At 52.8% G+C, this 24,444-nt stretch carries 24 protein-coding genes; 16 read left to right on the top strand and 8 right to left on the bottom strand.

Annotation, left to right across the window (positions count from 1 at the left end):
* Window positions 1-6 precede the first annotated feature (6 nt).
* Window positions 7-1,260 (top strand): 2-oxoglutarate dehydrogenase complex dihydrolipoyllysine-residue succinyltransferase, encoded by a 1,254-nt coding sequence (gene odhB, locus GQY55_RS14210; protein ID WP_160042471.1) that lies wholly within the window; start codon window positions 7-9, stop codon window positions 1,258-1,260.
* A gap of 214 nt (window positions 1,261-1,474) precedes the next feature.
* On the opposite strand, the gene GQY55_RS14205 is transcribed toward odhB, so the two are convergent.
* A complete protein-coding gene (locus GQY55_RS14205) occupies window positions 1,475-2,518 on the bottom strand; it encodes an LCP family protein (RefSeq protein ID WP_160042469.1) in 1,044 nt (347 codons plus the stop codon).
* A gap of 229 nt (window positions 2,519-2,747) precedes the next feature.
* Window positions 2,748-2,909, bottom strand: coding sequence for a hypothetical protein (locus tag GQY55_RS31020; protein WP_201452160.1), 162 nt, complete (start codon window positions 2,907-2,909; stop codon window positions 2,748-2,750).
* A gap of 124 nt (window positions 2,910-3,033) precedes the next feature.
* On the opposite strand from GQY55_RS31020, the gene GQY55_RS14200 reads away from it, so the two are divergent.
* The 5 genes from GQY55_RS14200 to GQY55_RS14180 all read left to right on the top strand — a co-directional run bounded on the left by GQY55_RS14200 (window position 3,034) and on the right by GQY55_RS14180 (window position 8,606).
* The gene (locus tag GQY55_RS14200) at window positions 3,034-3,654 is read left to right on the top strand and encodes an NUDIX hydrolase (RefSeq protein WP_160042467.1); all 621 of its coding nucleotides are present in this window, start codon (window positions 3,034-3,036) and stop codon (window positions 3,652-3,654) included.
* Window positions 3,655-3,812: 158 nt separating this feature from the next.
* On the top strand, window positions 3,813-4,109 hold the full coding sequence (locus GQY55_RS14195; protein WP_160042465.1) for a DUF6509 family protein: 297 nt from the start codon (window positions 3,813-3,815) through the stop codon (window positions 4,107-4,109).
* On the top strand, window positions 4,106-4,654 hold the full coding sequence (locus GQY55_RS14190; protein ID WP_160042463.1) for a hypothetical protein: 549 nt from the start codon (window positions 4,106-4,108) through the stop codon (window positions 4,652-4,654). The genes GQY55_RS14195 and GQY55_RS14190 overlap by 4 nt, the downstream gene beginning before the upstream one ends.
* Before the next feature lie 286 nt (window positions 4,655-4,940).
* Window positions 4,941-6,806, top strand: coding sequence for a DNA helicase RecQ (gene recQ / locus GQY55_RS14185; RefSeq protein ID WP_160042461.1), 1,866 nt, complete (start codon window positions 4,941-4,943; stop codon window positions 6,804-6,806).
* A gap of 18 nt (window positions 6,807-6,824) precedes the next feature.
* Window positions 6,825-8,606 (top strand): B12-binding domain-containing radical SAM protein, encoded by a 1,782-nt coding sequence (locus tag GQY55_RS14180; RefSeq protein ID WP_160042459.1) that lies wholly within the window; start codon window positions 6,825-6,827, stop codon window positions 8,604-8,606.
* A gap of 106 nt (window positions 8,607-8,712) precedes the next feature.
* On the opposite strand, the gene GQY55_RS14175 is transcribed toward GQY55_RS14180, so the two are convergent.
* The 4 genes from GQY55_RS14175 to GQY55_RS14160 form a co-directional block, all read right to left on the bottom strand.
* On the bottom strand, window positions 8,713-9,648 hold the full coding sequence (locus tag GQY55_RS14175) for an alpha/beta hydrolase (RefSeq protein ID WP_201452159.1): 936 nt from the start codon (window positions 9,646-9,648) through the stop codon (window positions 8,713-8,715).
* A gap of 88 nt (window positions 9,649-9,736) precedes the next feature.
* On the bottom strand, window positions 9,737-10,708 hold the full coding sequence (locus GQY55_RS14170; RefSeq protein ID WP_160042457.1) for a type I phosphomannose isomerase catalytic subunit: 972 nt from the start codon (window positions 10,706-10,708) through the stop codon (window positions 9,737-9,739).
* A 143-nt stretch (window positions 10,709-10,851) separates the two neighbouring features.
* Complete coding sequence (locus tag GQY55_RS14165) at window positions 10,852-11,436, bottom strand: class I SAM-dependent methyltransferase (protein WP_160042455.1); 585 nt, start codon at window positions 11,434-11,436, stop codon at window positions 10,852-10,854.
* Window positions 11,437-12,390, bottom strand: a complete 954-nt coding sequence (locus GQY55_RS14160; RefSeq protein WP_160042453.1) for a TIGR01212 family radical SAM protein — start codon at window positions 12,388-12,390, stop codon at window positions 11,437-11,439.
* 271 nt (window positions 12,391-12,661) lie between these two features.
* Between GQY55_RS14160 and GQY55_RS14155 the strand changes: the two genes are divergently transcribed.
* Together GQY55_RS14155 and trmB are read left to right on the top strand one after the other, a co-directional pair.
* Entirely contained in the window at window positions 12,662-12,850 is a 189-nt protein-coding gene (locus GQY55_RS14155; RefSeq protein WP_160042806.1) for a hypothetical protein, read from the top strand.
* A gap of 206 nt (window positions 12,851-13,056) precedes the next feature.
* Window positions 13,057-13,797 (top strand): tRNA (guanosine(46)-N7)-methyltransferase TrmB, encoded by a 741-nt coding sequence (gene trmB / locus GQY55_RS14150; protein WP_160042451.1) that lies wholly within the window; start codon window positions 13,057-13,059, stop codon window positions 13,795-13,797.
* Between the two features lie 261 nt (window positions 13,798-14,058).
* Here trmB and GQY55_RS14145 read toward each other — a convergent pair whose 3' ends face one another.
* Together GQY55_RS14145 and GQY55_RS14140 are read right to left on the bottom strand one after the other, a co-directional pair.
* A complete protein-coding gene (locus GQY55_RS14145; RefSeq protein ID WP_160042449.1) occupies window positions 14,059-15,195 on the bottom strand; it encodes an MGDG synthase family glycosyltransferase in 1,137 nt (378 codons plus the stop codon).
* Window positions 15,196-15,247: 52 nt separating this feature from the next.
* The gene (locus tag GQY55_RS14140; RefSeq protein ID WP_160042447.1) at window positions 15,248-15,775 is read right to left on the bottom strand and encodes a phosphatase PAP2 family protein; all 528 of its coding nucleotides are present in this window, start codon (window positions 15,773-15,775) and stop codon (window positions 15,248-15,250) included.
* A gap of 720 nt (window positions 15,776-16,495) precedes the next feature.
* On the opposite strand from GQY55_RS14140, the gene GQY55_RS14135 reads away from it, so the two are divergent.
* From GQY55_RS14135 to GQY55_RS14100, 8 genes are all read left to right on the top strand, one after another.
* Window positions 16,496-17,734, top strand: coding sequence for a glycosyltransferase family 2 protein (locus GQY55_RS14135; protein ID WP_160042445.1), 1,239 nt, complete (start codon window positions 16,496-16,498; stop codon window positions 17,732-17,734).
* 270 nt (window positions 17,735-18,004) lie between these two features.
* Window positions 18,005-18,502 carry a translation initiation factor IF-3 gene (gene infC / locus GQY55_RS14130; protein WP_160042443.1) on the top strand — a complete coding sequence of 166 codons (498 nt, stop codon included), beginning with the start codon at window positions 18,005-18,007 and terminating at the stop codon, window positions 18,500-18,502.
* Between the two features lie 18 nt (window positions 18,503-18,520).
* Window positions 18,521-18,721: a 50S ribosomal protein L35 gene (rpmI, locus tag GQY55_RS14125; protein WP_036708474.1), complete on the top strand. Its 201-nt coding sequence runs from the start codon at window positions 18,521-18,523 to the stop codon at window positions 18,719-18,721.
* Window positions 18,722-18,752: 31 nt separating this feature from the next.
* A complete protein-coding gene (rplT, locus tag GQY55_RS14120; RefSeq protein WP_036708477.1) occupies window positions 18,753-19,112 on the top strand; it encodes a 50S ribosomal protein L20 in 360 nt (119 codons plus the stop codon).
* A gap of 432 nt (window positions 19,113-19,544) precedes the next feature.
* Window positions 19,545-20,579, top strand: coding sequence for a BMP family ABC transporter substrate-binding protein (locus tag GQY55_RS14115; RefSeq protein ID WP_160042441.1), 1,035 nt, complete (start codon window positions 19,545-19,547; stop codon window positions 20,577-20,579).
* Window positions 20,580-20,700: 121 nt separating this feature from the next.
* Window positions 20,701-22,236, top strand: a complete 1,536-nt coding sequence (locus GQY55_RS14110) for an ABC transporter ATP-binding protein (protein WP_160042439.1) — start codon at window positions 20,701-20,703, stop codon at window positions 22,234-22,236.
* The gene (locus GQY55_RS14105; protein WP_160042429.1) at window positions 22,236-23,315 is read left to right on the top strand and encodes an ABC transporter permease; all 1,080 of its coding nucleotides are present in this window, start codon (window positions 22,236-22,238) and stop codon (window positions 23,313-23,315) included. The genes GQY55_RS14110 and GQY55_RS14105 overlap by 1 nt, the downstream gene beginning before the upstream one ends.
* Window positions 23,316-24,278: an ABC transporter permease gene (locus tag GQY55_RS14100; protein WP_160042427.1), complete on the top strand. Its 963-nt coding sequence runs from the start codon at window positions 23,316-23,318 to the stop codon at window positions 24,276-24,278.
* The last annotated feature ends 166 nt before the right edge of the window (window positions 24,279-24,444 follow it).

The raw sequence follows: 24,444 nt of genomic DNA, 5'->3' as shown, positions 1-24,444 counted from the left end.
CAGGCCGTGAGCGAAATTACAGTACCGGCAATGGGTGAATCGATTACCGAGGGAACAATCTACAAATGGCATGTTCAAGAAGGGGATGCCGTAAACCAGGGGGATGTGCTTCTGGAGCTCGAAACCGACAAAGTCAACCTGGAAATCAGCGCGGAGGAGTCCGGCGTCGTCGAGAAGATTTTGAGAAAAGACGGCGATACCGTTCAAATCGGCGAAGTGATCGGTAGACTTGCGGCTGGAGGCGAAGCTGCGGCTGCAGCTTCCAGCGCGCCTGCGAAAGAAGAGCCGAAAGCCGAAGAAAAAGCACCGGCCGCTCCGGCAGCGCCAAACGTGCCGGCTGAACCTGCGAAAGAAGGGGAAACGTATCTTGCGGCTTCTCCGGCTGCACGCAAGCTGGCCCGCGAGCAGGGCATCGATCTGGAGCAGGTGAACCGTGATCCGAAAGGACGCATCTTCCAGGAAAACGTTAAAAACCATGCGGAAGCTCCGGCTCCGCGTCCGGCAGCCGCAGCCCCTGCAGCGCAAACGGCGGCGCCGGCCGTAACCGGCCAACCGGGAAAACCTGCCGAACGCCAACGCATGTCCCGCCGCCGGGCAACGATCGCCAAACGTCTGGTGGAAGCACAGCACACGGCCGCTATGCTGACTACCTTCAACGAAGTGGATATGACCGCCATCATGGACATCCGCAAACGCCGCAAGGATGCGTTCAAGGACAAACATGATATCGGACTCGGCTTTATGTCCTTCTTTACGAAAGCGGTGGTGGGCGCGCTGAAGCAGTTCCCGCTGCTGAATGCGGAAATCGACGGCGAAGACATCATCGTGAAGAAATATTACGACATCGGCATCGCCGTGGCGGCGAAGGAAGGTCTCGTCGTACCGGTCGTCCGAGACGCGGATCGCCTCAGCTTTGCCGCCATCGAGAAGGAAATCGCTTCGCTGGCTTCCAAAGCCCGCACCAATACGCTGGCATTGTCCGAACTTCAAGGCGGAACGTTCACGATTACGAACGGCGGCACATTCGGTTCGCTGATGTCCACGCCAATCCTGAACTCGCCGCAGGTAGGCATCCTCGGCATGCACAAAATCCAGCTCCGTCCGGTTGCCATCGACGAAGAACGCTCGGAAAACCGTCCGATGATGTACATCGCGCTTTCCTACGATCACCGGATCGTAGACGGCAGCGACGCCGTCCGCTTCCTCGTCACGGTCAAACAATTGCTGGAAGATCCGGAATCCTTGCTGCTTGAAGGCTGATTGCATGATACCTTACTAGGAACCTTAAAAGCCGTCCCGAATGGTCCGAAGACCCGGGACGGCTTTTTTGCGCTTTAAAAAGGGCATTGTGCGATATGGGATCGCTCTACGCTTTCCCAATCGGCCAACTGCTGCGAAGCTCGATGATCCCACGGAAAAAGGCATCCTTATACCTTCACGTTCGGAAGGTCGGATGCCTTTTATAGGTTTGAAGTTATTTGCCTCCGCTTGCGGCAGCCTTATTTTCATCCGAGACAGGCTCCAGCAGCTGGGCGGCCGGGGTATTCGGGTCATGCCAATTGGCAATGAGCTTCTGGATGTATTCGATATCTTTTTGATCCGGATCGTAGTACCAGATCGAGTCGCGCATGGCTCCCTCGCCTTTCAGCATGTAATTGCTGATGGTAGGCATGCCGCCTTCGTAAAAGGATTTGGCCAAGTCGATCATAAAGGTGGACGTCATGTTGGTCTTGAAGTTGCTTCCCGCGACCTTCAGCAGATCCGGAAGCTTCGTAATATTTTGAATTTCAAGCGCTCTCGCCAAAATCGCGTCGATCAGCACGCGGTGCCTCATCGTCCGGTTAAAATCGGAATCCTCGCGGTAGCGGGCATAACTGAGCGCGTCCTGGCCGTCGTAAATCGGCTTGTTTGGTTCGATGCGCAGCTTTTCATGGATTTTCTGTTTGTTCTCAATGACTTTGGTAATCGGGAGATGTACGCCTCCCAGCTTGTCGACGACGTCTTTCAAACCTTGAAAGTTAATGGTCGCATAAAAATCGACGTTATTGCCGACCAGGTTTTCGACCGTATCGACGCTGCGTTTGATCCCGCCGCGGGCATAGGCGGCGTTGATTTTGCTCTTTTTGTTTTCCTCCGCAATTTCGGTGTAAGTATCGCGGGGGATGGAGATGAGCAGAACTTTGCGATCCTCCGGACGAACGACGGAATAGATGATCGTATCGGAACGGCCGGGTTCGTCTTTGCGTTCATCGGTGCCGAGGAGCAGAACCGAAAACGGGTTTTGCACCTTCTCGGGTTTGACTTCCTCGTCGATTTTTTCATAGGATTGGTCCAGCGTTTCGGCAACGGTATCTTTCATGAACGTGTCAAAAGCGAGCAGGGCGACCTGCTTCCTGAAGATATACCCGGCTCCCGCCACGAGCAGCAGGCAGACGAGCGTAATCAGCAGCCACTTTCCTTTGTTTTTCTTTTTCCTTTTCCTGGGGCGGGTAAGCCGCGTTGGCTCTTGATTTTCCATCGGTCACTCCTGTTTCGATTTACAAAATTTTCTTTCGCTTTCAACCATTTTATAGTATTCTCTTAAAAAAATAAACATCAGGGTTCGCGGACGTTCGGCATGAACCGCTATTTTTCGCGATAGGGGCAGCAAAAAAGACGGCCTGATGAAGAGCCGCCTATCGAATGGAGTTTTGCAAAAAGATGGAACTCGCTATAAACTGTATTCAATTGAAAGATTGGACATTCGTTTACGATTTCAGGGCAAACGCCTGCTGTCTGCTTTGAAGCCGTTCCAGCTTGCGGATGATTTCCTTTTGCCATCTGGCGTCATCCAGCCGCTTGGCAAGATTCAGCAGATCGAGATAATCGTCAATGCGAAGTTCCGCGCGCTGCGCCGATATGTTCGCCATGCTCGTCGACTCCTTACCGTTGGTGTAGATTGCGATCTAAACATGATTGTATCATAAACTTATTTGATAGTGATAATCTTTCTCAATAAAATCCGAAATTTTTTGCAAAGGAGCCTGTTCGGAAATGGAGACATCGCTAAAGTGGTTGGATTGGGCCAAACGGATTCAAGGGATCGCGCAGACCGGCCTGGCTTACGCCAAGGATGTATACGACAAGGAAAGGTATGAACAGCTGCGCGAGCTCAGCCTGGAAATCATGGCGGAATACACGGAGGTGGAAACCGGAAAGCTGACGCAGCTTTTTGCCGGAGAACAGGGTTACGCCACTCCGAAAGCGGACATCCGCGGCGTCGTCATTCAGGATGGGAAGATTTTGCTTGTACGGGAGAAGGAAGACGGGGATTGGTCGCTGCCGGGCGGCTGGGCCGATCTGCTGCTGTCGCCGACGGAAATCGCGGTCAAAGAGGTGTGGGAGGAATCCGGCTACGAAGTAAAGGCAAAACGTTTGCTGGCCGTGATGGACAATCACAAACATAATCCGCCCGCTCCCTACCATGTCTATAAAATGTTCATTCAGTGCGAAATTACCGGCGGAACGGCCCGGGAAGGCGTGGAAACAAGCGCCGTTCGGTTTTTTGGGCGGGACGAATTGCCGAACCTGTCGCGCAGCCGGAATACGGAAGCCCAAATCGGGTTGATGTTCGACCTGCTTGCGCATCCGGAACGCATTCCGGTGATCGATTAGAGGGCGTCCGATCCATCGTCGCTCACGTATTGCCATCCTGGCAGGGGATATAACGTCAGGCTGATAAAAGCGCATGTTCCGCCTCCATCTCTGTTAGAATAAGAAGGAACGCCTGTGAAACGGCAATCATAGCCAAGAGCTTAGGAAGGATGACATGCATGCTGACGATTACCGAATATGAAGTGGAACATATCAAAGACCCTTTTCGCATTTTGGAGGGCAAACGTTATGAATACAAATTGGACGTCGAAGTTCCGGAGGACGACGAGCTGTACTCGGAAAACGGCCTGTACGTCCGTGCCATTTACAATGAACGGGAAGAAGGCGGCCGTCTCGTAAAATACGACTTGTACGAAAAATCCACGGACCGCTACCTTGATTTCGATCTGGAAGACGACGAGGTGCGGATGATCGAAGCGTTTTGCCGCGAGCATCTGGAGGATGCGGAAGCATGAAGCGCTCTCCCGTGACGGTACCCTTCGGATATGAGCCTCCCGACGAACATGTCAAAGGAACGCTGGTTTTTTACGACGCCTTCGAGGATACCGCCGACCATGAGCTGCTGGGGGCGGAGAAAACGGCGGAGGAACGCCGGTTTTCGCGGTTCGTGCTGTATCCGCTGCATGAAGAAACCGCCAAACGTATGCTGAAAGCTCCCGTAGCGCCTTTTTACAAACGCGAGCGGCGGCTTGAAAGCTGGAAGCTTGAGCATCGTTCCGAAGCCGTGATCGAGGTATTTGAAGCCAAACGCAAAAAATATACCCCGATGGATACCGCCCTGCGCCATTTGACGGATAAATATCCTGCGCCCCATTTTTTGTACCTGACTCCGGATATGGCGAACCTGTTTGCTTCTTATTCCTCTTTTCGCGAGTGGATCGCCAAGCTGCGGCTTATTTTATCGGAGCGGCCGAAGCGGCTGCATCCGCGGCTTGAAGAGCACCGCAATCGGTGGGACGTGGCTGGGGAAGAACCTGCGGATGATATAAAAGACGTATAATACAATTGACCTGAGTGACAGAGCCGGCGGAGCCGGCTTTTATCATTTCGGGGCTACCGCAAAATTAGTTGATCGGCTTAGAAGCCATCGGCCTTACGATGTAAGGGGATTTTGTGCTTGCAGCGGGGACTTGCCGGCAACAATCCTAGCGGTTGCTCAATCCCGCAAACCTCGGTAAACTTAGAAGTAAAGGCTTTTTGAAGATGACCGCATGTGCAGGTTTTTCTATTTTTGAAAGTGCGTGAAATGAGTTTTTTACTAGATTTCGTTAGGAGTCCGTAAATATATGAGTGTAGAAACGATGACGATGGAACGGGCGCAGCAGCTGCTGCAAACCTATTACGGGTATCCGGATTTCCGGGAAGGCCAGAAAAAGATCGTCCTCAGTCTGCTGGAAGGAAACGATACGCTGGGCATCATGCCGACGGGCGGAGGCAAATCGATCTGCTACCAGATTCCGGCGCTGATGCTGCCGGGCCTGACGCTGGTCGTCTCGCCGCTGATCTCGCTGATGAAGGACCAGGTGGACGCGCTGACGGCGATGGGCGTTCAGGCTGCGTACATCAACAGCACGCTGAGCGGCAAGGAAGTGAACGAACGGATCCGTGCCGCCAAACGCGGGGACCTGAAGCTGCTGTACGTCGCGCCGGAGCGGCTGGAGGTGGACTGGTTCCGGGAGGAGATGAGCCTGCTGTCCATTTCCTGCGTGGCGGTGGACGAAGCGCACTGCGTGTCGCAGTGGGGGCATGATTTCCGGACGAGTTATTTGGCGGTGGCCCCGTTCGTGGAAAACCTTCCGAAGCGGCCGATGGTTGCCGCCTTTACGGCCACGGCGACGCCGGAGGTCACGGAGGACATGATCCGGCTGCTGCGCTTGGACGAGCCTGAAGTGTTCGTTACGGGACTTAGCCGGGATAATTTGGCCATGTCGGTGCTGCGGGGGGAAAACAAACGCGATTTTGTCATGAAGTATGCCGAAGCACATTCGCATCAACCCGGAATCGTATACGCCGCCACCCGCAAGGACGTGGACGATTTGTACGAACGATTGAGCAGCAACGGGCTGGCCGCGGGGAGATACCATGCCGGCATGAGCGACGAGGAACGGGCGGCAAGCCAGGAGGCTTTCCTGTACGACGATATCCGGGTCATGGTCGCGACCAATGCTTTCGGGATGGGGATCGACAAATCGAACGTGCGGTACGTCATCCATTACAATATGCCGAAAAACATGGAGGCTTACATCCAGGAGGCCGGACGCGCCGGGCGCGACGGCGAACCGAGCCAATGCATTTTGCTGTTCGGCGCCCAGGACATCATGACGCAAAAGTTTCTGATCGAGCAAAATCCGCAGGACCCGGAGCGAAAAGCCAACGACTACCGCAAGCTGCAGCAGATGGTCGATTACTGCTATACGACGCGCTGCCTGCGCAGCGCCATGCTCGATTATTTCGGGGAAAAACATGAGGACAAGCCATGCGGCATCTGCAGCTCCTGCACGGATGAACGCGAGCTGGTCGACATGACGATCGACGCCCAAAAAATATTTTCCTGCATCCACCGCATGCGCGAACGGTTTGGCGTGTCCATGGTGGCCGCCGTGCTGAAGGGCTCCCGCAACAAAAAAGTGCTTCAATACCGTTTCGACGAGCTGTCGACCTATGGCGCGATGGCGGACCGGACCGAAAAAGAAATATCGGAGATCATCAACGTGATGGCCTCGGAAGGGTATTTGTCGCTCTCCGAAGGGCAGTACCCGGTGCTCAAGCTGCAGCCGCTGGCGGCCGAGGTGCTGAAAGGGCAGCGGAAAGTGATGCAGCGCCTGCCGGCCAAAGCGGCTGCCGGGGACGCCGCAGGGGGCCGCGCCTCCGGTTCTCGGAGGGCGGACTATTCGCCATCGGCCGTCAACGAGACGGTATTCGAGCAGCTGCGCCTGATCCGGCGCGAGCTCGCCGAGAAGGAGCATGTGCCGTCCTATATCATTTTCAACGACGCGACGCTTCGCGAGATGAGCGTGGTATGCCCGCAGAGCGAACAAGAAATGCTGAGAGTAAAAGGCGTCGGCGAAGTGAAATACCGCAAATACGGCAAGCCGTTTCTGGACTTCTTCAAGGAGCATGGAGACGGCCGCTATGACGGCGATTATGAATAATAGAAGGAATGTGAATCCATGAAAGTCATTTTATCGACCTTAAACGCCAAATTCATCCATACTTCGCTGGCGATCCGCCTGCTGAAGGCTTACAGCGAGCATACGTTTGATATCGAGCTGGCGGAATATACGATCAAAGATCCGGTCATGAACATCGTTTCGGATTTGTTTCAGCGGCGCCCCGACGTCATCGGCTTCTCCTGCTATATTTGGAACATCGAGGAGACGCTCCGGGTCATCGACATCGTCAAGAAGGTTATGCCTGAAGTGAAAATCATCCTCGGCGGTCCCGAAGTGTCCTATGACACGGGGCATTGGATGGAGCGCGCGCAAGGCGTCGATTTTATCGTGATGGGAGAAGGCGAGGAAACGTTCCACCACCTGCTGCAGGTGATCGAAGGCGACCGGAAATACCATTTTGTCTACGGCATCGCCTACCGGAAAGGGGAGGAGGTCATCATCAACCCGCCCCGCCCGAAAAGCGAGCTGAACTCGCTTCCGTCCCCGCACCGCTTTCCGGAGGACATTCCGAACCTCGGCAAACGCATCGTCTATTTCGAGACCAGCCGGGGCTGCCCGTTCCAATGCCAGTTCTGCCTGTCGAGCATCGAAAACGGGGTCCGCTATTACGACATCGAGCGGGTCAAATCGGATATCACCTATTTGATCGACAACGGCGCGAAAGTGATCAAGTTTTTGGACCGCACCTTCAACATCAACCACAGCTATGCCATGGAAATGTTCAAGTTCCTGATCGAAAATAACCGCGGCTGCATTTTCCAGTTCGAAATTACGGCCGACATCATGCGCCCCGAAGTGCTGCAATTTTTGGCGGACAACGCGCCGCCCGGCATTTTCCGCTTCGAGATCGGGGTGCAGTCCACAAACGATCCGACCAACGTGCTGGTCAAACGCCGGCAAAATTTCGAGAAGCTGTCCCGAACCGTCAACATCATTAAGAACAGCGGCCGGATCGCGCAGCATTTGGACTTGATCGCCGGCCTGCCGGAGGAGGACTACGACACGTTCCGCAAAACCTTCAACGACGTGTTTGCCCTCCGCCCCGAGGAGCTGCAGCTGGGCTTCCTGAAAATGCTGCGCGGGACCGGCCTCAGACGGGACGCCGAAAAATACGATTATACTTACATGGATCAAGCTCCTTACGAGATTCTCGGCAGCCACAAGCTTCCGTTCGAAGACATCGTGCGGCTGAAAAGGCTGGAGGACGTGCTGGAGAAATATTGGAACGCGCACCGGATGGATCACACGCTGAACTATTTGATGAGACATGAGTTCGATTCGCCGTTCGATTTTTTCCAGGAGTTCGGCGATTATTGGGAAGGGCAGGGCTGGCAAAAAATCGGCCACCAGCTGGAGGATCTGTTCACGCGCCTGTTCGCGTTCCTTGCTTTCAGGGGCATCAAACGCATGAACGTGGCGCTTGGCCTGATGAAGCTGGATTATTTCCTGAACCATAAATACAAGCCGCGCAAAATTTGGTGGGACAATCCGATCGGCAAAGACGAATGGAGCGCGCTGATGCGCCGGGTGCTGGACCATCCGGAGGCGGTATCCGGCGGCTTTGCGGAGCTTGGGATCGGCGAACGGGAGCTGCAAAAGCATGCCGTTCTGGAGGTGCTCCCGTTCAAGCTGGAAGACGTGCTTGCGGAAGGTACGGGCGATCCGCCGGCAGGAACGCGGCCGCAGCAGCTTTTGATGGTCCTGTACCAGCAGGACGACGGCGAGCAGCCGGTCCATTACACGATGGAACTGGAATCGGCCGGCACGGCGCTAAAATGATCCGCTGACGAATAAAAAACGCTCTCGCCCATAAGGTCGAACTTTATGGAGCCGAGAGCGTTTTTGCGTGTAAATAAAGGAGATCTCTTTCCTTCTCAAGCATCGTTTACGATCCGGCCGGGTTATGGCGGTTCAGCCAATCGAGCACGTCCGCGGTAACCTCGTCCCGGTTGATTTCGTTCAGCATTTCATGGCGTCCTTCCGGATACAGCCGGCATTCCACGTCCGCCAGGCCCAGGCTGCGATAAACCGCTTCGAGGCGGCGGACCCCCTGGCCCTTCAGGCCGACGGGATCCTGATCCCCGCTGAACAGGTAAATCGGCTTATGCTTGGAGATGCCCTGATAACCGTCAGGGTGTTGGATTTCCTGAAGCAGGGCGAAGAAGTCCCGGAAAAATCTTGCCGTGCAAATAGCTCCGCAGAAGGGGTCTTCGATGTAACGGTCGACTTCTTCCGGGTCCCGCGACAACCAGTCGAAACGGGTGCGGTTAGGGGAGAAGGCCTTATTGAATCCGCCGAACACGATGGCGTTCATCATCAGGCTGCGGTGCGAGTCCCCCTGCAGCATGCGCTGCAGAGAGGCCAGCATATGGCCGGCCCGAAGCATGCCCCGCGGACCGTTGGTGCCGGACAATATGAAACCGTCGTACCCGTCCGCTTCCGTCAAAATCACCTTTTGCACGAGAAAGGATCCCATGCTGTGCCCCATCAGGAACAAGGGAACGGAGGGATGCTGAGCTCTCGCCAGCCGGCCCAGCTGGACGATATCCTGAACCATGAACTGAAATCCGTTCTCCCCGACGTCTCCAAGCCGTTCGAGCGAACCGGCGGTCAAGCCGTGTCCGCGCTGGTCATGGGCATATACGGCATATCCCTTGCCGGTCAACGCCGCGGCGAACCTGGCGTAGCGTTCCGCCGTTTCGCACATGCCGTGGGCGATCTGGAGGATGCCGACGATTTCGGCCTCCGGATCGGGAAGCCACTGATAGACATGAAGTTTCGTCCCGTGCGGGTCAGTCATCGTGAAGGTCTGCTCAACCAAACGCCATCACTCCCTCGTTATCCTAGTAGGAACCCTCAAGCGGAGGCGAGATCTCCGCTTGAGGGTTTCGAATACGTCATGCTTTGGATTATTCAGGCAAATAAGAACGGAGCACCGTAGCTTTTCCTTCCAATGTATATGCACCCAGGTTGGCCGGAAGAAGGAAACATTGGCCCGCCTTGATTTCCATGGAACCTCCGTTCCAGCCCAGCTTGCCGCTGCCATCGCATACGACCAGGATCGTAAAGCTTTCCGGCGTCGTGTTCAAATTCCAGGATCCGTCCACGATGCCTTTTTCCACGATAAAATAAGGCGATTTGGCGATTTGCAGCCATTCTCCGGCACCCAGGCCGCCCGTTTTCATCGTTGTAGCGCCGGAGCCTTCGAACGCGGTGACGTTCAAGGAATCCTCGATGTGAAGCTCGCGCGGCTTGCCGTCCAGGCCCGGACGGTCATAATCGTAAATGCGGTAGGTCGTATCCGAGTTTTGCTGGATTTCGGCCACGACGACGCCGGCGCAAAGGGCGTGCACCGTTCCGGCCGGAATGTAGAACGTGTCTCCGGCTTCGACGGATACTTCGCGCAGCGTATCCATGACGGTTCCGTTTTCGAGCGCCGCTTTCATGCTTTCGCGGGTCACGCCGTCCTTCAAGCCGTAGATGATTTTGGCGCCGGGTTTGGCGTCGAGCACGTACCACATTTCCGTTTTGCCGAGCTCGCCTTTCGGAAGGCCTTCATAGTCATCCGTCGGGTGAACCTGCACGGACAGGTTGTCGTTGCAGTCAAGAAGCTTGATCAGCAGCGGAAAACGTCCGTTTTTCTCGGAGAAGCCCTTGCTGCCGAACCATTCCTTGCCCAGTTCTTCGCGAATTTGGTCCAGGCCTTTTCCGGCAAGCTCGCCGTTGACGACGGTGGTGGTGCCGTTCGGATGATCGGCGATCATCCAGCCTTCGCCGATATGCCCTTCCGGAGGGGTCAGGCCGAAACGTTCGAGGGCGCGGCCGCCCCATACGCGTTCTTTGAATTCGGGTTGAAACAATAATGGATACGGTTGTGTCATAGCTGCATCTTCCTTTCATGGTCAATAATCTGATGATTTGGATTTTTGCCAAATGCCTTGTTGATTCAAACCGCCTGTTTTCGGATTTGAAAATCCTTTATCTATATTTTCAGGTGCACATGTTTGAATGTGTCACTCGCGGTTCACCGCTTTTTCTCGATCGCGATGACATACGGGGCGTCGCTGCGTTGAAGCTGCCTGTACATCACCGCCTGGCACGCTTCCTGCGGCAGGCGGGAAGCCCAGGCCCCGACCGCCTCGGCTTCGGCCGCTCCCCCGTCATGGCCGGGGTAAAGCACCGCCGTGACGATCCCCTTCGGGCGAAGCAGGGCAATCGCGGCTTCCAGCGCCTCAAGCGTGCTGTCGGTTGTCGTAATGATGCGTTTGTCGGCATCCGCCGCAGGCAGATAACCCAAATTGAACATGACGGCGCCGATCCGTCCCCGAAACTCCGGGGGAATGTATTCTTTCATCAGCGCATGGCTTGCAAGAAAGAGGGAGACGGAAGCCAGGCTGCCGGCCGGCTCCCGGGACAAACGTTCCTCGGCAAGCCGGAGCGCTTCCGCCTGAACGTCAAAGCCGAAGACGCTGCCTTTAGGACCGGCTGCTTTGGCGAGGAACAGCGTATCGGCTCCCGTGCCGACCGTGGCGTCGACGGCCAGGTCGCCGGGATGCAGGCGGCCTTCGATTTGCTTTTGCGCGAAGCTGAGCACGGACAGAAATCCCATTTACGCGTTCCTCCAATATTTGCCCTGCCAGGTGTCCCGCGCTTTCAGCTCGGCGTCGATGGCGTTGAGCACGCCCCATTTGTTAAGGCTCCACATCGGGCCGATCAGCAGTTTGCGCGGCGCATCGCCCGTCAGGCGATGGACGATCATGTCCGGCGGCAGCATTTCCAAAGTGTCGACGACCAGCTTGATGTATTCGTCCTGTTCCAGGAAACGTAGCAAGCCGGCTTCGTATTGGCGCACCATCGGCGTACCTTTCATGAGGTGGAGCAGGTGGATCTTGATTCCCTGCACGTCCATGTTCGCGACGGCGTATCCGGTTTCGAGCATCATTTCATGGGTTTCCTGCGGAAGGCCGTATATGATGTGGGCGCATACCCGGATCCCGTGCTTCCGGAGCTTGGCGACGGCATCCACGAAGCATTTCGTATCGTGGGCGCGGTTGATCAGCTCGGAGGTGGAGTCGTGGACCGTCTGCAGCCCCATTTCGACCCACAGGTACGTCCGCCGGTTCAGCTCCGCCAAATATTCGACGACATCGTCCGGCAGGCAGTCGGGGCGGGTCGCGATGGACAAGCCGACGACGCCAGGCTGCTCCAGGATCGTTTCGTAATATTCCCGGAGCACTTCCACCGGCGCATACGTGTTGGTATAGGCTTGAAAATAACCGATATATTTGGCGTTCGGCCATTTCAGATGCTGCTTGTCCCGGATTTCATTGAATTGGGTCACAAGATCGTCCCGGCGTTTGCCGGCGAAGTCGCCCGATCCGCGCGCGCTGCAGAACGTGCAGCCGCCCCTGGCGATCGTGCCGTCCCGGTTCGGGCAGGTGAAGCCGGCGTCGAGCATGACCTTGAACACCTTTTCGTCAAACTCGCCGCGCATTTCGTAATTCCACGTATGAAATCGTTTATCTCCCCATAAAAGCGGGGAGCTGGCTGTTCTCGAATGCATTGGGGTATGTACTCCTTTTTGGCAAATCAGCAAAGGGAAAAGCCGAATGTGCCTTGCTGCTTGCTCTATTGTAGCAAAAAAATTCGGGGAAGGGTATGAGGGGGAGAGCGCCGGTCATTTTGCGCCCGGTTCGGGCATAAGATTTATTGAAATAACTTACATGAAATGTTATATTGGAAGTGGGAGTCACGCGATCCCGTTAGGGGTAAAAATCAGTACGGTTTCATAAAAGAAACAGATCTCGGCAACCATAATCCGTGAGGTGATCATGATGAGTTTTTTAACCGCAGAGGCTTCAGGAAAGGGTAAAATTGCTGTGGAGTTGACTCCGGAGGAGGCGCTTGCGTTGACGGGCGTGAAATTTAACGGAAATCCGGAGATTAAAGCGGAGGCTTACCGAAAAATTCGCAAAGCGTTCGAAAAGACATTTGATTTTCAGTATCAAGATAGGTTAGACTAACAACAAAGAATTCGTTGGACCCCAATTCCAAATAGATTTGGAAAAGGAATTCTGCGCCCCCCGGCTTTCGTGCCGGGAGGCCAGGGTTCTTTTTCTTTTTTCCGGGGATGCTCTTTACATTTGACTGTATCTTCGGCACAATATTGCAAGTAAGCTGTCCGCGAATACCTGCGCGGATATCAAAGTCATGAAAGTGGAGGTATGAAATGCGTTTACGCGGCAGAAAAGGAATCCGGGAGAATTTGGAGGCGCAGGCAGGCTTCGTGATTCTCGATCCCCGGTCCCATAAAGGAAAATGGCACGCATTATTTGGCAACGATCGTCCCATTTACGTGGAGCTCGGCATGGGAAAAGGGCAATTCATCAGCCAGATGAGCTTCCGTTATCCGGACATTAATTTTATAGGAATCGACATGTACGATGAATTGATTCGCCGGGCGAGCGAAAAAGCCCGTTTGGCCTGGTCCGAACGCGATGTCGAAACGCCTCCGAATTTGCGGCTCGCGCTGGCGAATGTTGAATTTTTGGAGGATGTGTTCGCCGAAGGCGAAATCGAGCGGATTTTTTTGAATTTCAGCGATCCTTGGCCGAAAGCCAGACATGCCCGCCGGCGTTTGACGCATCCGCGGTTTTTGGAGAAATACCGGCGCCTGCTGAACCGCAACGGGGAGATTCATCTGAAGACCGACTCCCAGACGCTGTTTGAATTTTCGTTGAATGCGTTTGCCGATTTCGGCCTGCAAATGACGAACATCTCGCTGAACCTACACCGGGAAGGCCCCAATGAGCAGCATGTAATGACCGAATACGAAACGAAATTCCACGGTCAAGGCATCAACATCCACCGCTGCGAGGCGATCGTCGGGGAAGACGCCCTGAAGCGGTACCAGGAACACCGGCTGGACGCTTACCGCATGCAGGACAAGCCTCAGGAGCCACAGCAATAACGACGTTTTTGCGGTCGCTGCCGTTTCATGCGGCTTTTAATAAAGGAATACGGAGCGGGTAAACCCTGCAAAGCGGAGCGATTGGCCCTCAGGCTAAATATCCCGTTTTTCGGGGTTTTTTAAGATATAAGACTTAGTATAAGTATCGAAGCGATGGCTTCCTTATATCCCAAGAAAAATTTCGGCTTAGCGCGAACTGTCTTCTGCGATAGTACGTTCGATAGATGGTTTCTTATACGCAAAAAAAAACGATGCCTCTCTTCAAGAAGAGGGCACCGTTTTCGATTCCAGCATCTCGATGATGCTATGCGCGCTTTCCATCGGGCGGTACCTGGCGATGCTTGTCAGCTGCTCTTCCCGCCGCTGCCGGATTCCGGCCAGGTCGCCTACGAGTCTGTCCATCCATTTGACGATCGTATCCAGCGACGCGATCGGCTCGCCAAGCCCCTGTGCAGTGAAATAATGGCAGTTTTCTTCCTCCTGCCCGGGAAGGGGATGGTGGAACAGCATGGGGATGCCTTTCGCCAAGCCTTCCGAGCAGGTCATCCCGCCCGGTTTCGTGACGAGCAGATCCGACACCTCCATCAGCTTGTCGACTTCGAGCGTAAACCCGATCAGATGGATGTTGGGATGGTTGTATCTCGGATCCTGTTCGAGCTTTTTCCGTTCTTTTTCGTTGTTGCCGAGGCAGAACAGAATCTGGACCTGATCCTTCCAGCGGATCAAAAAGTCGTTGATAACCTCGTCGTTCATGATGCCCCAGCCGCCGCCCATGACCATGACCGTCGGCATATCCTTCAGCTTGAACTTCTCGCGGATTTCGTCCTTTCCGGGATGCTCCCAGAAGTTCGGGTGAACGGGAATGCCGGTCACTTTGATTCGGGACGGCGGTACGCCTTGGTGGATCATTTTCGCCCGCACCTCTTGGGTGGAGACCAGGTAGCGGTCGACCTGGGGGCTGATCCACGTTCCGTGGGCGTCATAGTCCGTGATGACCGTACACAGCAAAATTTGCTCTCCGAGCCGTTTCAGCCGCGATATAACGGCGCTCGGGATCGGATGCGTGCATACGACGATATCCGGGCGCAGCTGATGAACGACGTTTTTCGTATGCGTATAAAAAATGCGGTGCAGCGCAAGCGTCGTAAAACGGTTCAATGACTTGTTATATTGATGGCGGTACATCATGCCGACCAGCTTGGGCTGCGTAAGCACGGTTTTTTTGTATGCGGTGATGATCAAGGGCGCGACCTTTGGGTTCAAAAAGCTTCCAAGTTCAAGGACTTTCGTCTGAACATTCGGTGAGAGTTTGCGTAGACTGCTTGAGAGTGCGTACGCAGCTCGAGTATGTCCAGCACCGAAGCCTTCAGATAATAACAATACTCTTTTTTTGCTCACTCTCAATTCACCTGTTCCTGCTTTGTTTTTCCTTATATCCACCTTATCGGCTTTAAGGCCACAATGCAACCGTCGCAAAGGCCACGGACGAGCCGATGACCGCACCCGCCAGAACGTCCGAAGGATAGTGAAGGCCGATGTAAATCCGGGACAATCCTACCAGAAGGCTTAGCGGCAGAAGCAAATATACCCATTCTGCATGTCCCAATATAAGAGGAATCGCCACGGAAAAAGCAGCCGTCGTATGCCCGGAAGGAAAGGAATGATCCTTGAGCGGATTGCGGAAGGTCCGCGTTCCCGGCAGCGCCAGATGGGGCCGCAGTCTGGGGTACAGCTTCTTGGCGGCCGCGACCGGAATATGGCTGATGGCCAGGGAAACGGCGGCCTGCGCGCCGGACTTGCTCCAGGAGGGCGACCCGAGAAACCAGATCAGCACGCTGGAGGAAATCGCGAAGGTGGCTCCGCCCAGATGTGTCAAATAGTATAGCCAAAAGTCGAGAAAACGGTTGTGAAGACGTCCATTGATATATTGAAACAACCTTTTGTCGAATAATGCGCATCTCATGAACAAACGTCTCATTCCATTCCCCCGTTTAACGCCTGGTCAGGCTGTTTTTGTATCCGCGGCGGACCGGGATGTTTTCCACTTTAAGTTAATCATATTTTTTATTTGTGTCTTTTTCAAGGCGAAAGTCCTGCCTCCGGGCCGAAAGGCGAAGTTTTGACTTCACTTTACAGAACCTTTACAATGATTCAAAAAGTAACAATTCGTTTAAATGAACAGAAAGTGTGTTAAAAGGCGCTTTGGAAAATAAAGCCGGACCGCAAACTTTTCGCGCATGAATCTCGTTTATAAATATGGAATAAGGTTATCATTGGAATGGATGATTAAAAAAAGGAGGGGATCGCGAAATAAAAAAGCGGTAAACAGATGAAAATAAGAACTAACGGTCATGAAAATAAGCTTTGAGTGCGTCAGGCGGCCTGAATAACGCTTCTCTTCCGCTTTTCAGGAACAGGGGGAGTTATTGCGCTTTTGACAAAAAGCTGAAAACCGTGGAAAATCGATATGTTGTTTCAAGCTGAAAACAAAAAGCTGAAAAGGTCGAAGTAAAAAAGGTGTTAGGGTCATAAACAAAAAACGAACCATAATCTACAGAGAGAAAAATGATAAGGGGTAAGAAAAAGAAAGTTCGCTAAAAAAGGGCCGCAATTCCGCGGTTTCTTTTAGAGGGAACGAGACATGCGATTGTCCAAGGGTTTACTTCTTATCACTTCGAAAAAGGGGGTTCTGAGAACCATGATAGACACCATATTTATCGCGCTGCAGGTTCTGCTTGCCGCGATCGGTGTATACCAGTTCGTGTTCTCGATTTTGGGTCTGTACAGGAAAAAGAGAAAGCAGCATTTCCCGGCAACAAAATCCTTTGCGGTACTCGTGGCCGCCCACAATGAGGAACAGGTCGTAGGAGCGCTGATGGAGAACCTGAAGCAGCTGGACTATCCGAAGGAGCTGTACGACGTTTTTGTCATTTGCGACAACTGTACGGATAATACGGCGAAGATCGTGCGGGAGCATGGTATGAGCGCCTGCGTCCGAACGAACAACAATCTTCGCGGCAAAGGTTACGCGATCGAATGGATGCTTAAAGAGCTGTGGGCGATGCCCCGCCAATACGATGCGGTCGTCATGTTCGACGCCGACAATCTGGCGGACACGAATTTCCTGAAGGAGATGAACGACGACCTGTGCTCCGGCGCCCGCGTCATCCAAGGTTACATCGACACCAAAAATCCGGAGGATTCCTGGATCACGGCCGCTTACGGCATTTCGTACTGGTACATCAACCGCTTGTGGCAGCTCTCGCGCCATAACATGAACATGGCGAACTTCCTTGGCGGGACGGGGATGTGCTTCGAAACGAACCTGCTCAAGGAAATGGGCTGGGGCGCGACAAGTTTGGTCGAAGACCTCGAGTTTACGATGCGCAGCGTCAAACGCGGCGTATATCCGAAGTTCAACTACGACGCCAAAGTGTTCGACGAAAAACCGCTGACGTTCAAAGCTTCGGCTCGGCAGCGTCTGCGCTGGATGCAGGGCCACTTTACCGTGGCACGCCGTTATTTCTTCCCTCTGCTGTGGCAGAGCATCAAGGAACGCAGTCTCGTGAAGCTGGACTTGGCTTTGTACGGGGCCAACGTATACATCGTTCTCCTGACTTTCCTGATGACGGCCATCATGTGGGTGGACAGCACGTTTTTCAACGGTCCGCATATCGCGAACCTGTACGGATACCTTCCGGTATGGCTGAGCTTCACGGCCATCGCGGCGAACGTGTTTACATTCCTGGCGGCGATGATTCTGGAAAAGGTTAATTACAAAAAGGTATACCTGTATTTGATTCTTTTCCCGATTTACCTGATTTCGTGGTACCCGATCACGTTCTGGGCGTTCTTCACGCAAAACAACAAGCAGTGGAGCCATACCGAGCATACCCGGGTGGTCCGCCTCGAAGAAGTGCAGAGCAAGCAGGGGTAAAGTTTGCGATTCCATGTTGACAAAGGCTTGTCCCTTGTGGTACATTACTCAAGTACATGAAAACCTAATGGATTTTCAAGCAGAGGCACCAGCTTCTCACCTGACCGACGAAGGTTGGCGGGTCATGATCCGATGATTTATGAATGCGAAATTTCATGAAGAATTGATCATAGGGATGCTGGTCGTTGACACCGGCATCCCTTTTATTTTGCTTTTTTGCAAAGCATCACCATTCGAATTTGGAGGTGGACGGTTATCAGTAAGGAACATATGATTAATGACGAAATTCGGGCGAAAGAGGTTCGTCTGGTCGGAGCGGAAGGCGAACAGATCGGTATCAAACCGATTCGGGAAGCACTTCAAATGGCGATGGACCTGAATCTTGACTTGGTGAATGTGGCGCCTCAGGCGAAACCACCGGTATGCCGCATCATGGATTACGGCAAGTTCCGCTATGAGCAGCAGAAGAAAGAAAAAGAAGCCCGTAAGAATCAGAAAATCGTTGATATCAAAGAAGTATGGTTCCGAGCTAACATTGAGGAGCATGATTTCCAAACCAAGCTTCGCAATGTCGTCAAGTTTTTGAAAGACGGCGACAAAGTGAAATGCTCCGTCCGTTTCCGCGGACGTGAGATCACTCACGCCAACATCGGCCAGAAAATTCTCGAGCGCGTCAAAACGGAAGTTGCCGAAATTTCCAGCGTTGAACGCCAGCCGAAGCTGGAAGGCCGCAGTATGATCATGATTCTGGCTCCAAAAGCCCAATAGTCCTGAGGAGGAAGTACAATGCCTAAAATGAAAACACACAGCAGCTTGAAAGGCCGCTTCAAAGTAACTGGTTCCGGTAAAGTTACCCGTTACAAAGCTTACAAAAACCACTTGCTGTCCCACAAATCCAAACGCGCTAAACGCGTGCTTGCCGGCAACCCGGTTATGGCTCCAGGGGACGTAAGACGTTTGAAGCAAGGCCTGGCTAACTTGAAATAGTTAACAACACAATTTTGGGAGGTTTATTATTATGGCAAGAGTAAAAGGCGGATTCGTTGTTCGTCGTAGACATAAAAAAGTATTGAAACTTGCAAAAGGTTATTTCGGTTCCAAGCACCGCATTTTTAAAACAGCTAACGAACAAGTGATGAAGTCTTTGGTATATGCATACCGTGACCGTCGCGCCACGAAACGCAACATGCGCAGACTGTGGATCGTCCGGATCAACGCGGCTGCCCGCATGAACGGCTTGTCCTACAACAAATTGATGCACGGTCTGAAACTGGCTGGCGTGGACATCAACCGCAAAATGCTGGCTGACCTCGCCGTAAACGACATCAATGCGTTCAACTCGATCGCAACCGTTGCGAAAGAAAAAATCAACGCGTAATTATCGACAGTAACTTACACAAAATGGAAAAACCGCCGTAAAGGCGGTTTTTTTGTACCTTCAAATGGAGCTTCTTTTCATTTTGCTCATTCTTATGGAAGAGAAAATAACGTCGTTTAGATCGGGTTTGGGCTAAATCAAGGAGAATTGGAGGATTATGACTTCAACATTACATAAAATTTAGATAAAATGTGACATAGTGCGTTATATGAGGACATGTTAAAGCGCTTTCTTACTGGTTTGGTTCAAAAAAAGTTTTGGATTCCGACGTAAATTTGCTGGATTTTGACGATATGAGAATGTATAATCTGAATGTAAATTGTCCAATGTTTGTTCAAGCCTTCGTCTCTGTAATTGATAGGTGGTAAATTAAATTGCGAGCAGGAGCCTGGGCAAACGAAAGACAAAATTTTTTTAGGGGGACATATAGAAATGAAAAAAATGTTCAAGCTGACGCTGATTATGCTGCTGGCATTTTCGGTCGTACTCGCGGGTTGCGGTAAAAAGAGCGAAGATAAAAGCGCATCCGGCGGCGACTCTGCCGGCAGCGGAAAATCCGGCGTCAAAGTCGGCCTCGTTACCGACGTGGGCGGCGTTAACGACAAATCTTTCAACCAATCCGCTTGGGAAGCTCTGGAAGGTTTGCAGAAGGACAAAGGCATTACTGCGCAATACTTGCAAAGTAAATCCAAAGAAGACTATGTTACGAATTTGAATAAATACGTTAAAGGCAAATACGATCTGACTTGGGGCATCGGTTTCGACCTTGGCGCCGACATGAAAACCGTGGCGGACCAAAACCCTGACGCTCATCTGGCAATCATCGACGCTACTGTAGATTCTCCTAACGTTCGTTCCATCACATTTGCCGAGAACGAAGGCGCATTCCTCGTGGGCGTTGTCGCCGGCAAAATGACGAAAACCGGAAAAGTCGGCTTCGTGGGCGGCTCCGAAATCCCGGTTATCAAACGTTTTGAAGCAGGCTTCAAGGCGGGCGTGAAAGCGGCTAACCCTAACGCTGAACTCAAAATCAACTACACCGGCGCATTCGACAAGCCTGACCAAGGTAAAGCGGCTGCGGCTACGATGTACAACGACGGCGTAGACATCATTTTCCACGCTGCCGGAGCTACGGGTACTGGCGTATTTAACGAAGCGATCTCCCGCAACAAAGCAGGCGGCAGCAAAGTTTGGGTTATCGGCGTCGACAAGGACCAATCCCTTGAATTCGGCGATGACGTAACGCTGACGTCGATGGTTAAAGGCGTGACGACAGCTGTCGACAAAGTGACGAAAGAAGTTATCGACGGCCAGTTCAAAGGCGGTTCCGAGGTTCTTGGCTTGAAGGAAAACGGCGTAGGCCTTGCCGACACTTCCAGCAAAAACGTTCCTGCCGACGTGCTGAAAGACGTTGAAGATTACAAACAAAAAATCATCAGCGGCGAAATCAAGGTTCCTGAAGAATAAGATTTCGAGGCCCTGATCATCTAAGATATAAGTGTGTTTATTAAACGGCAAGGCTGGTTGATACAACTAGCCTTGTCTTACGTTTTTCGCTAAAGCCAAAATAATGATAAAGGGTGATCTCATGGATGCAGCGACCCCTGTCGTTGAGTTGAAGCAAATAACCAAGCGCTTTCCCGGCATTGTCGCCAACGACTCCATCAGCTTGAAGCTGCATAAGGGAGAAATTCATGCGTTGCTCGGTGAAAATGGCGCCGGCAAGTCGACGCTCATGAATATCGTTTTCGGATTGTATCAGCCGGACGAGGGAAGCATCGAGGTTAACGGCAAACCCGTCATCATCGACAGCCCGAATAAAGCCATTGAACTCGGCATCGGGATGGTCCACCAGCATTTCAAGCTGGTCCAGCCTTTTACCGTAACCGAAAACATCGTGCTTGGCATGGAACCTAAAAAAATGGGCATTCAACTCGACTATAAGACTTCGGTTGCCAAAATCAAAAAGCTTTCCGACCAATACGGCCTCAAAGTAAATCCAAATGCCAAAATCCAGGATATTTCGGTCGGCATGCAGCAGCGCGTCGAAATTTTGAAGACGCTTTATCGCGGCGCGGATATTCTTATTTTTGACGAACCTACCGCCGTTTTAACCCCTCAAGAGATCAACGATTTGATGGACATCATGAAACGTTTGGTCGAAGAAGGCAAATCGATTATCCTCATTACGCATAAATTGAAAGAAATCATGCAGATTTCCGATACCGTTACGATCATTCGCCGCGGCAAGGTCATCGACACCGTCAAAACGTCGGAAACGAATCCGAATGAGCTTGCGGAAAAAATGGTCGGACGCAGCGTCTCCTTCAAAGTGGACAAGAAGCCGGCTTCGCCGAAGCAGAACGTGCTGGAAGTGCAAAATTTGACGATGAAAAATAAAGAGGGCATTTCCGTGCTGAAGGGGCTCAACCTTAACGTTCGCGCGGGAGAAATCCTCGGAATTGCCGGCGTCGACGGCAACGGGCAAAGCGAGCTGATCGAAGCGATTACGGGGCTGAGCCATGCCGACGGCGGGGTCATCAAGATCAACGGCAAAGACATCACGAACAAAAGCCCGCGGTCCATTACGGAAAGCGGCGTATCCCATATACCGGAGGACCGTCATAAACACGGGCTTGTCCTTGATTTTTCCATGAGCGAAAACATGGTATTGGAAACCTATTATAAGCCGCCATATAATAAGGCCGGATTTTTGAACAAAAAGGAAATCGACAAGCAGGCGAAAAGGCTGATCGAGGCGTTTGACGTCAGAACGCCGAGCATCGAGACGAAAGCCCGTTCGTTGTCCGGCGGCAACCAGCAAAAGGCGATTATAGCCCGGGAAATAGACAAGGATCCGGATCTTTTGATTGCAGCCCAGCCGACCCGCGGTCTGGACGTCGGCGCGATCGAGTTCGTGCAACAGCAGCTGGTCGCGCAGCGCGACCAAGGCAAAGCCGTGCTGCTGATCTCTTTTGAATTGGATGAAATCATGAATGTATCCGACCGGATTGCCGTCATTTATGAAGGACAAATCGTAGGCGAAGTATTGCCTGAAGAAACCAACGATCAGGAGCTTGGCCTCATGATGGCGGGCAGCAAGATTACGGGAGGTAAGGCCTAATGAGCAAATTGTTTAAAATTTTATCCGTGGACAACCTCCTGGTACCGTTGATTGCCATTATTTTTGGCCTGATCGTCGGAGCTATTATTATGCTGATCGGCGGTTATGATCCGCTCCTAGCCTATAGTTCTCTTTTTACGACCGTCTTCGGCAACACGTACGATTTCGGGGAAGCCATCCGCGAAATTACGCCGCTGATCATGACGGGCCTCGCCGTTGCCTTCGCGTTCCGCGCGGGACTGTTTAATATCGGCGCCGAAGGACAATATATCGTCGGTATGACGGCTGCGACGGCTGTCGGCATTAAATTGTCGGGACTGCCGATTGTTGTGCATGCGCTTGTCGCGATTATTGCCGGCGGCCTTGCCGGCGGCATCTGGGCCGGCATTACCGGTTACCTGAAAGCAAAACGCGGCGTCAACGAAGTCATTATTTCCATCATGCTGAACTGGACGGCGCTTTATTTCAGCAATTATATCGTGCGCAACTTTTTGCTTGAAAAAGGCCAGCAACGATCCGAGGAAATTAAGGACACGGCATCGATTTCGATCGCATGGCTGTCCGACGCTTTTAATAACGCCCGCATGCATTGGGGTACAATCATCGCTATTTTGGCCGCCGTTTTCTTTTTCGTCTATATGTGGAAAAGCAAACAAGGCTATGAGCTGCGTGCCGTTGGACACAACGGGCATGCTGCGCAATATGCCGGCATGAACGTGAGCAAAAATATCGTCAAAGCGATGTTTATCAGCGGCGTGTTCGCCGGATTGGGCGGCGCGTTCCAGGTGCTCGGGGTGTTCCATTACCAAGCGATCTTTACCGGCTCGCCGGGCGTCGGTTTCGACGGCATCGCGGTCGCGCTGATCGGCATGAACCATCCTTTCGGCATCCTGTTGTCCGCATCGCTGTTCGGGGTACTGACTTACGGTTCCGCGGGGATGAGCTTCGGCGCTGACGTACCGCCTGAAATTATCCGGATCGTCATCGGTTCGATCATATTCTTTATTGCCGCACAAGGCATTGTGCGCTGGGTTCTTAAGCCCTTCTATCTTAAGCGCAAGAAAGAGAAGGTGTTGTAAATGGATTGGATGACAACAATCGGCCAGCTGATTAATACGACGCTTGTTTTTTCTACCGCGCTCATCTTTGCCGCTTTGGGAGGCATCTTCTCTGAACGTTCCGGCGTCATCAACATCGGGATTGAAGGCTTTATGACCTTTGGCGCGTTTGCCGCCGGGGTGGCGGCGTTTTACGCCGAAGACGCGGGCATGGGGGCCGCTTCGCCCTATATCGGCATTTTGGCCGCATTGGTCATGGGGGCGATCGCCTCTTTGATTCATGCCGTCGCTTCGATTACGTTTAAGGCGGACCAGGTCATCAGCGGTGTCGTCATTAACTTCTTGGCCGCAGGCAGCACGCTGTACATGGTTAAACTGCTGTTCGAGGGTTCGGGCGAAACGACGCTGCTTAAGGAAGGCCTCGCGAAGTTGCCGATTCCGCTGCTGTCGAAAATTCCGATCATCGGGGAAGGATTATTCAACAACTACATCACGACTTATTTGGCGATCATTTTGGTGTTGGTGTCCTTTTACGTGCTCTACAAAACATCGTTTGGCCTGCGTCTCCGCGCCGTCGGCGAACATCCGAGCGCTGCGGATACCGTTGGCGTCAAGGTGCTGCGGATGCGCTACCTCGGCGTTATTCTGAGCGGTACTTTGGCGGCTCTCGGCGGAGCGACCATTACGCTGACGACGACCAATACGTTTTCGCATAATACCATTTCGGGTCAAGGTTTTATCGCGATCGCCGCGATGATCTTTGGCAAATGGAATCCGCTTGGCGCTTTCGGAGCGGCCGTGTTTTTCGGTTTCTCGCAAGCGATCGGGAACTATTTCCAATTGTTTGCCTGGTCCAAAGACATTCCGCAAGAGTTTATCTACATGCTCCCTTATGTGCTTACGGTGATCGTCCTTGTCGCCGCAGTCGGGAAATCTTCCGCGCCTGCCGCGCTCGGGGAACCGTACGACCCGGGGAAACGATAAGGCTTCCGGCTCAAGCAAAAAGGCTGCATCCATGGGATGCGGCCTTTTTTGATTTTCATATTTTATAGGAATAGGCACCAAACTTGACGGTACACCGGGCTATGGAACAAGCGCAGAGGAAGCTTTCGGAATAGACTGCCATTGAACACACTTGGAGGAGGGATCT

Source organism: Paenibacillus sp. USDA918EY (assembly GCF_009870825.1).
GTDB lineage: Bacteria > Bacillota > Bacilli > Paenibacillales > Paenibacillaceae > Paenibacillus_AQ > Paenibacillus_AQ albilobatus.
This window is presented reverse-complemented; position numbering and strand designations above follow the sequence as displayed.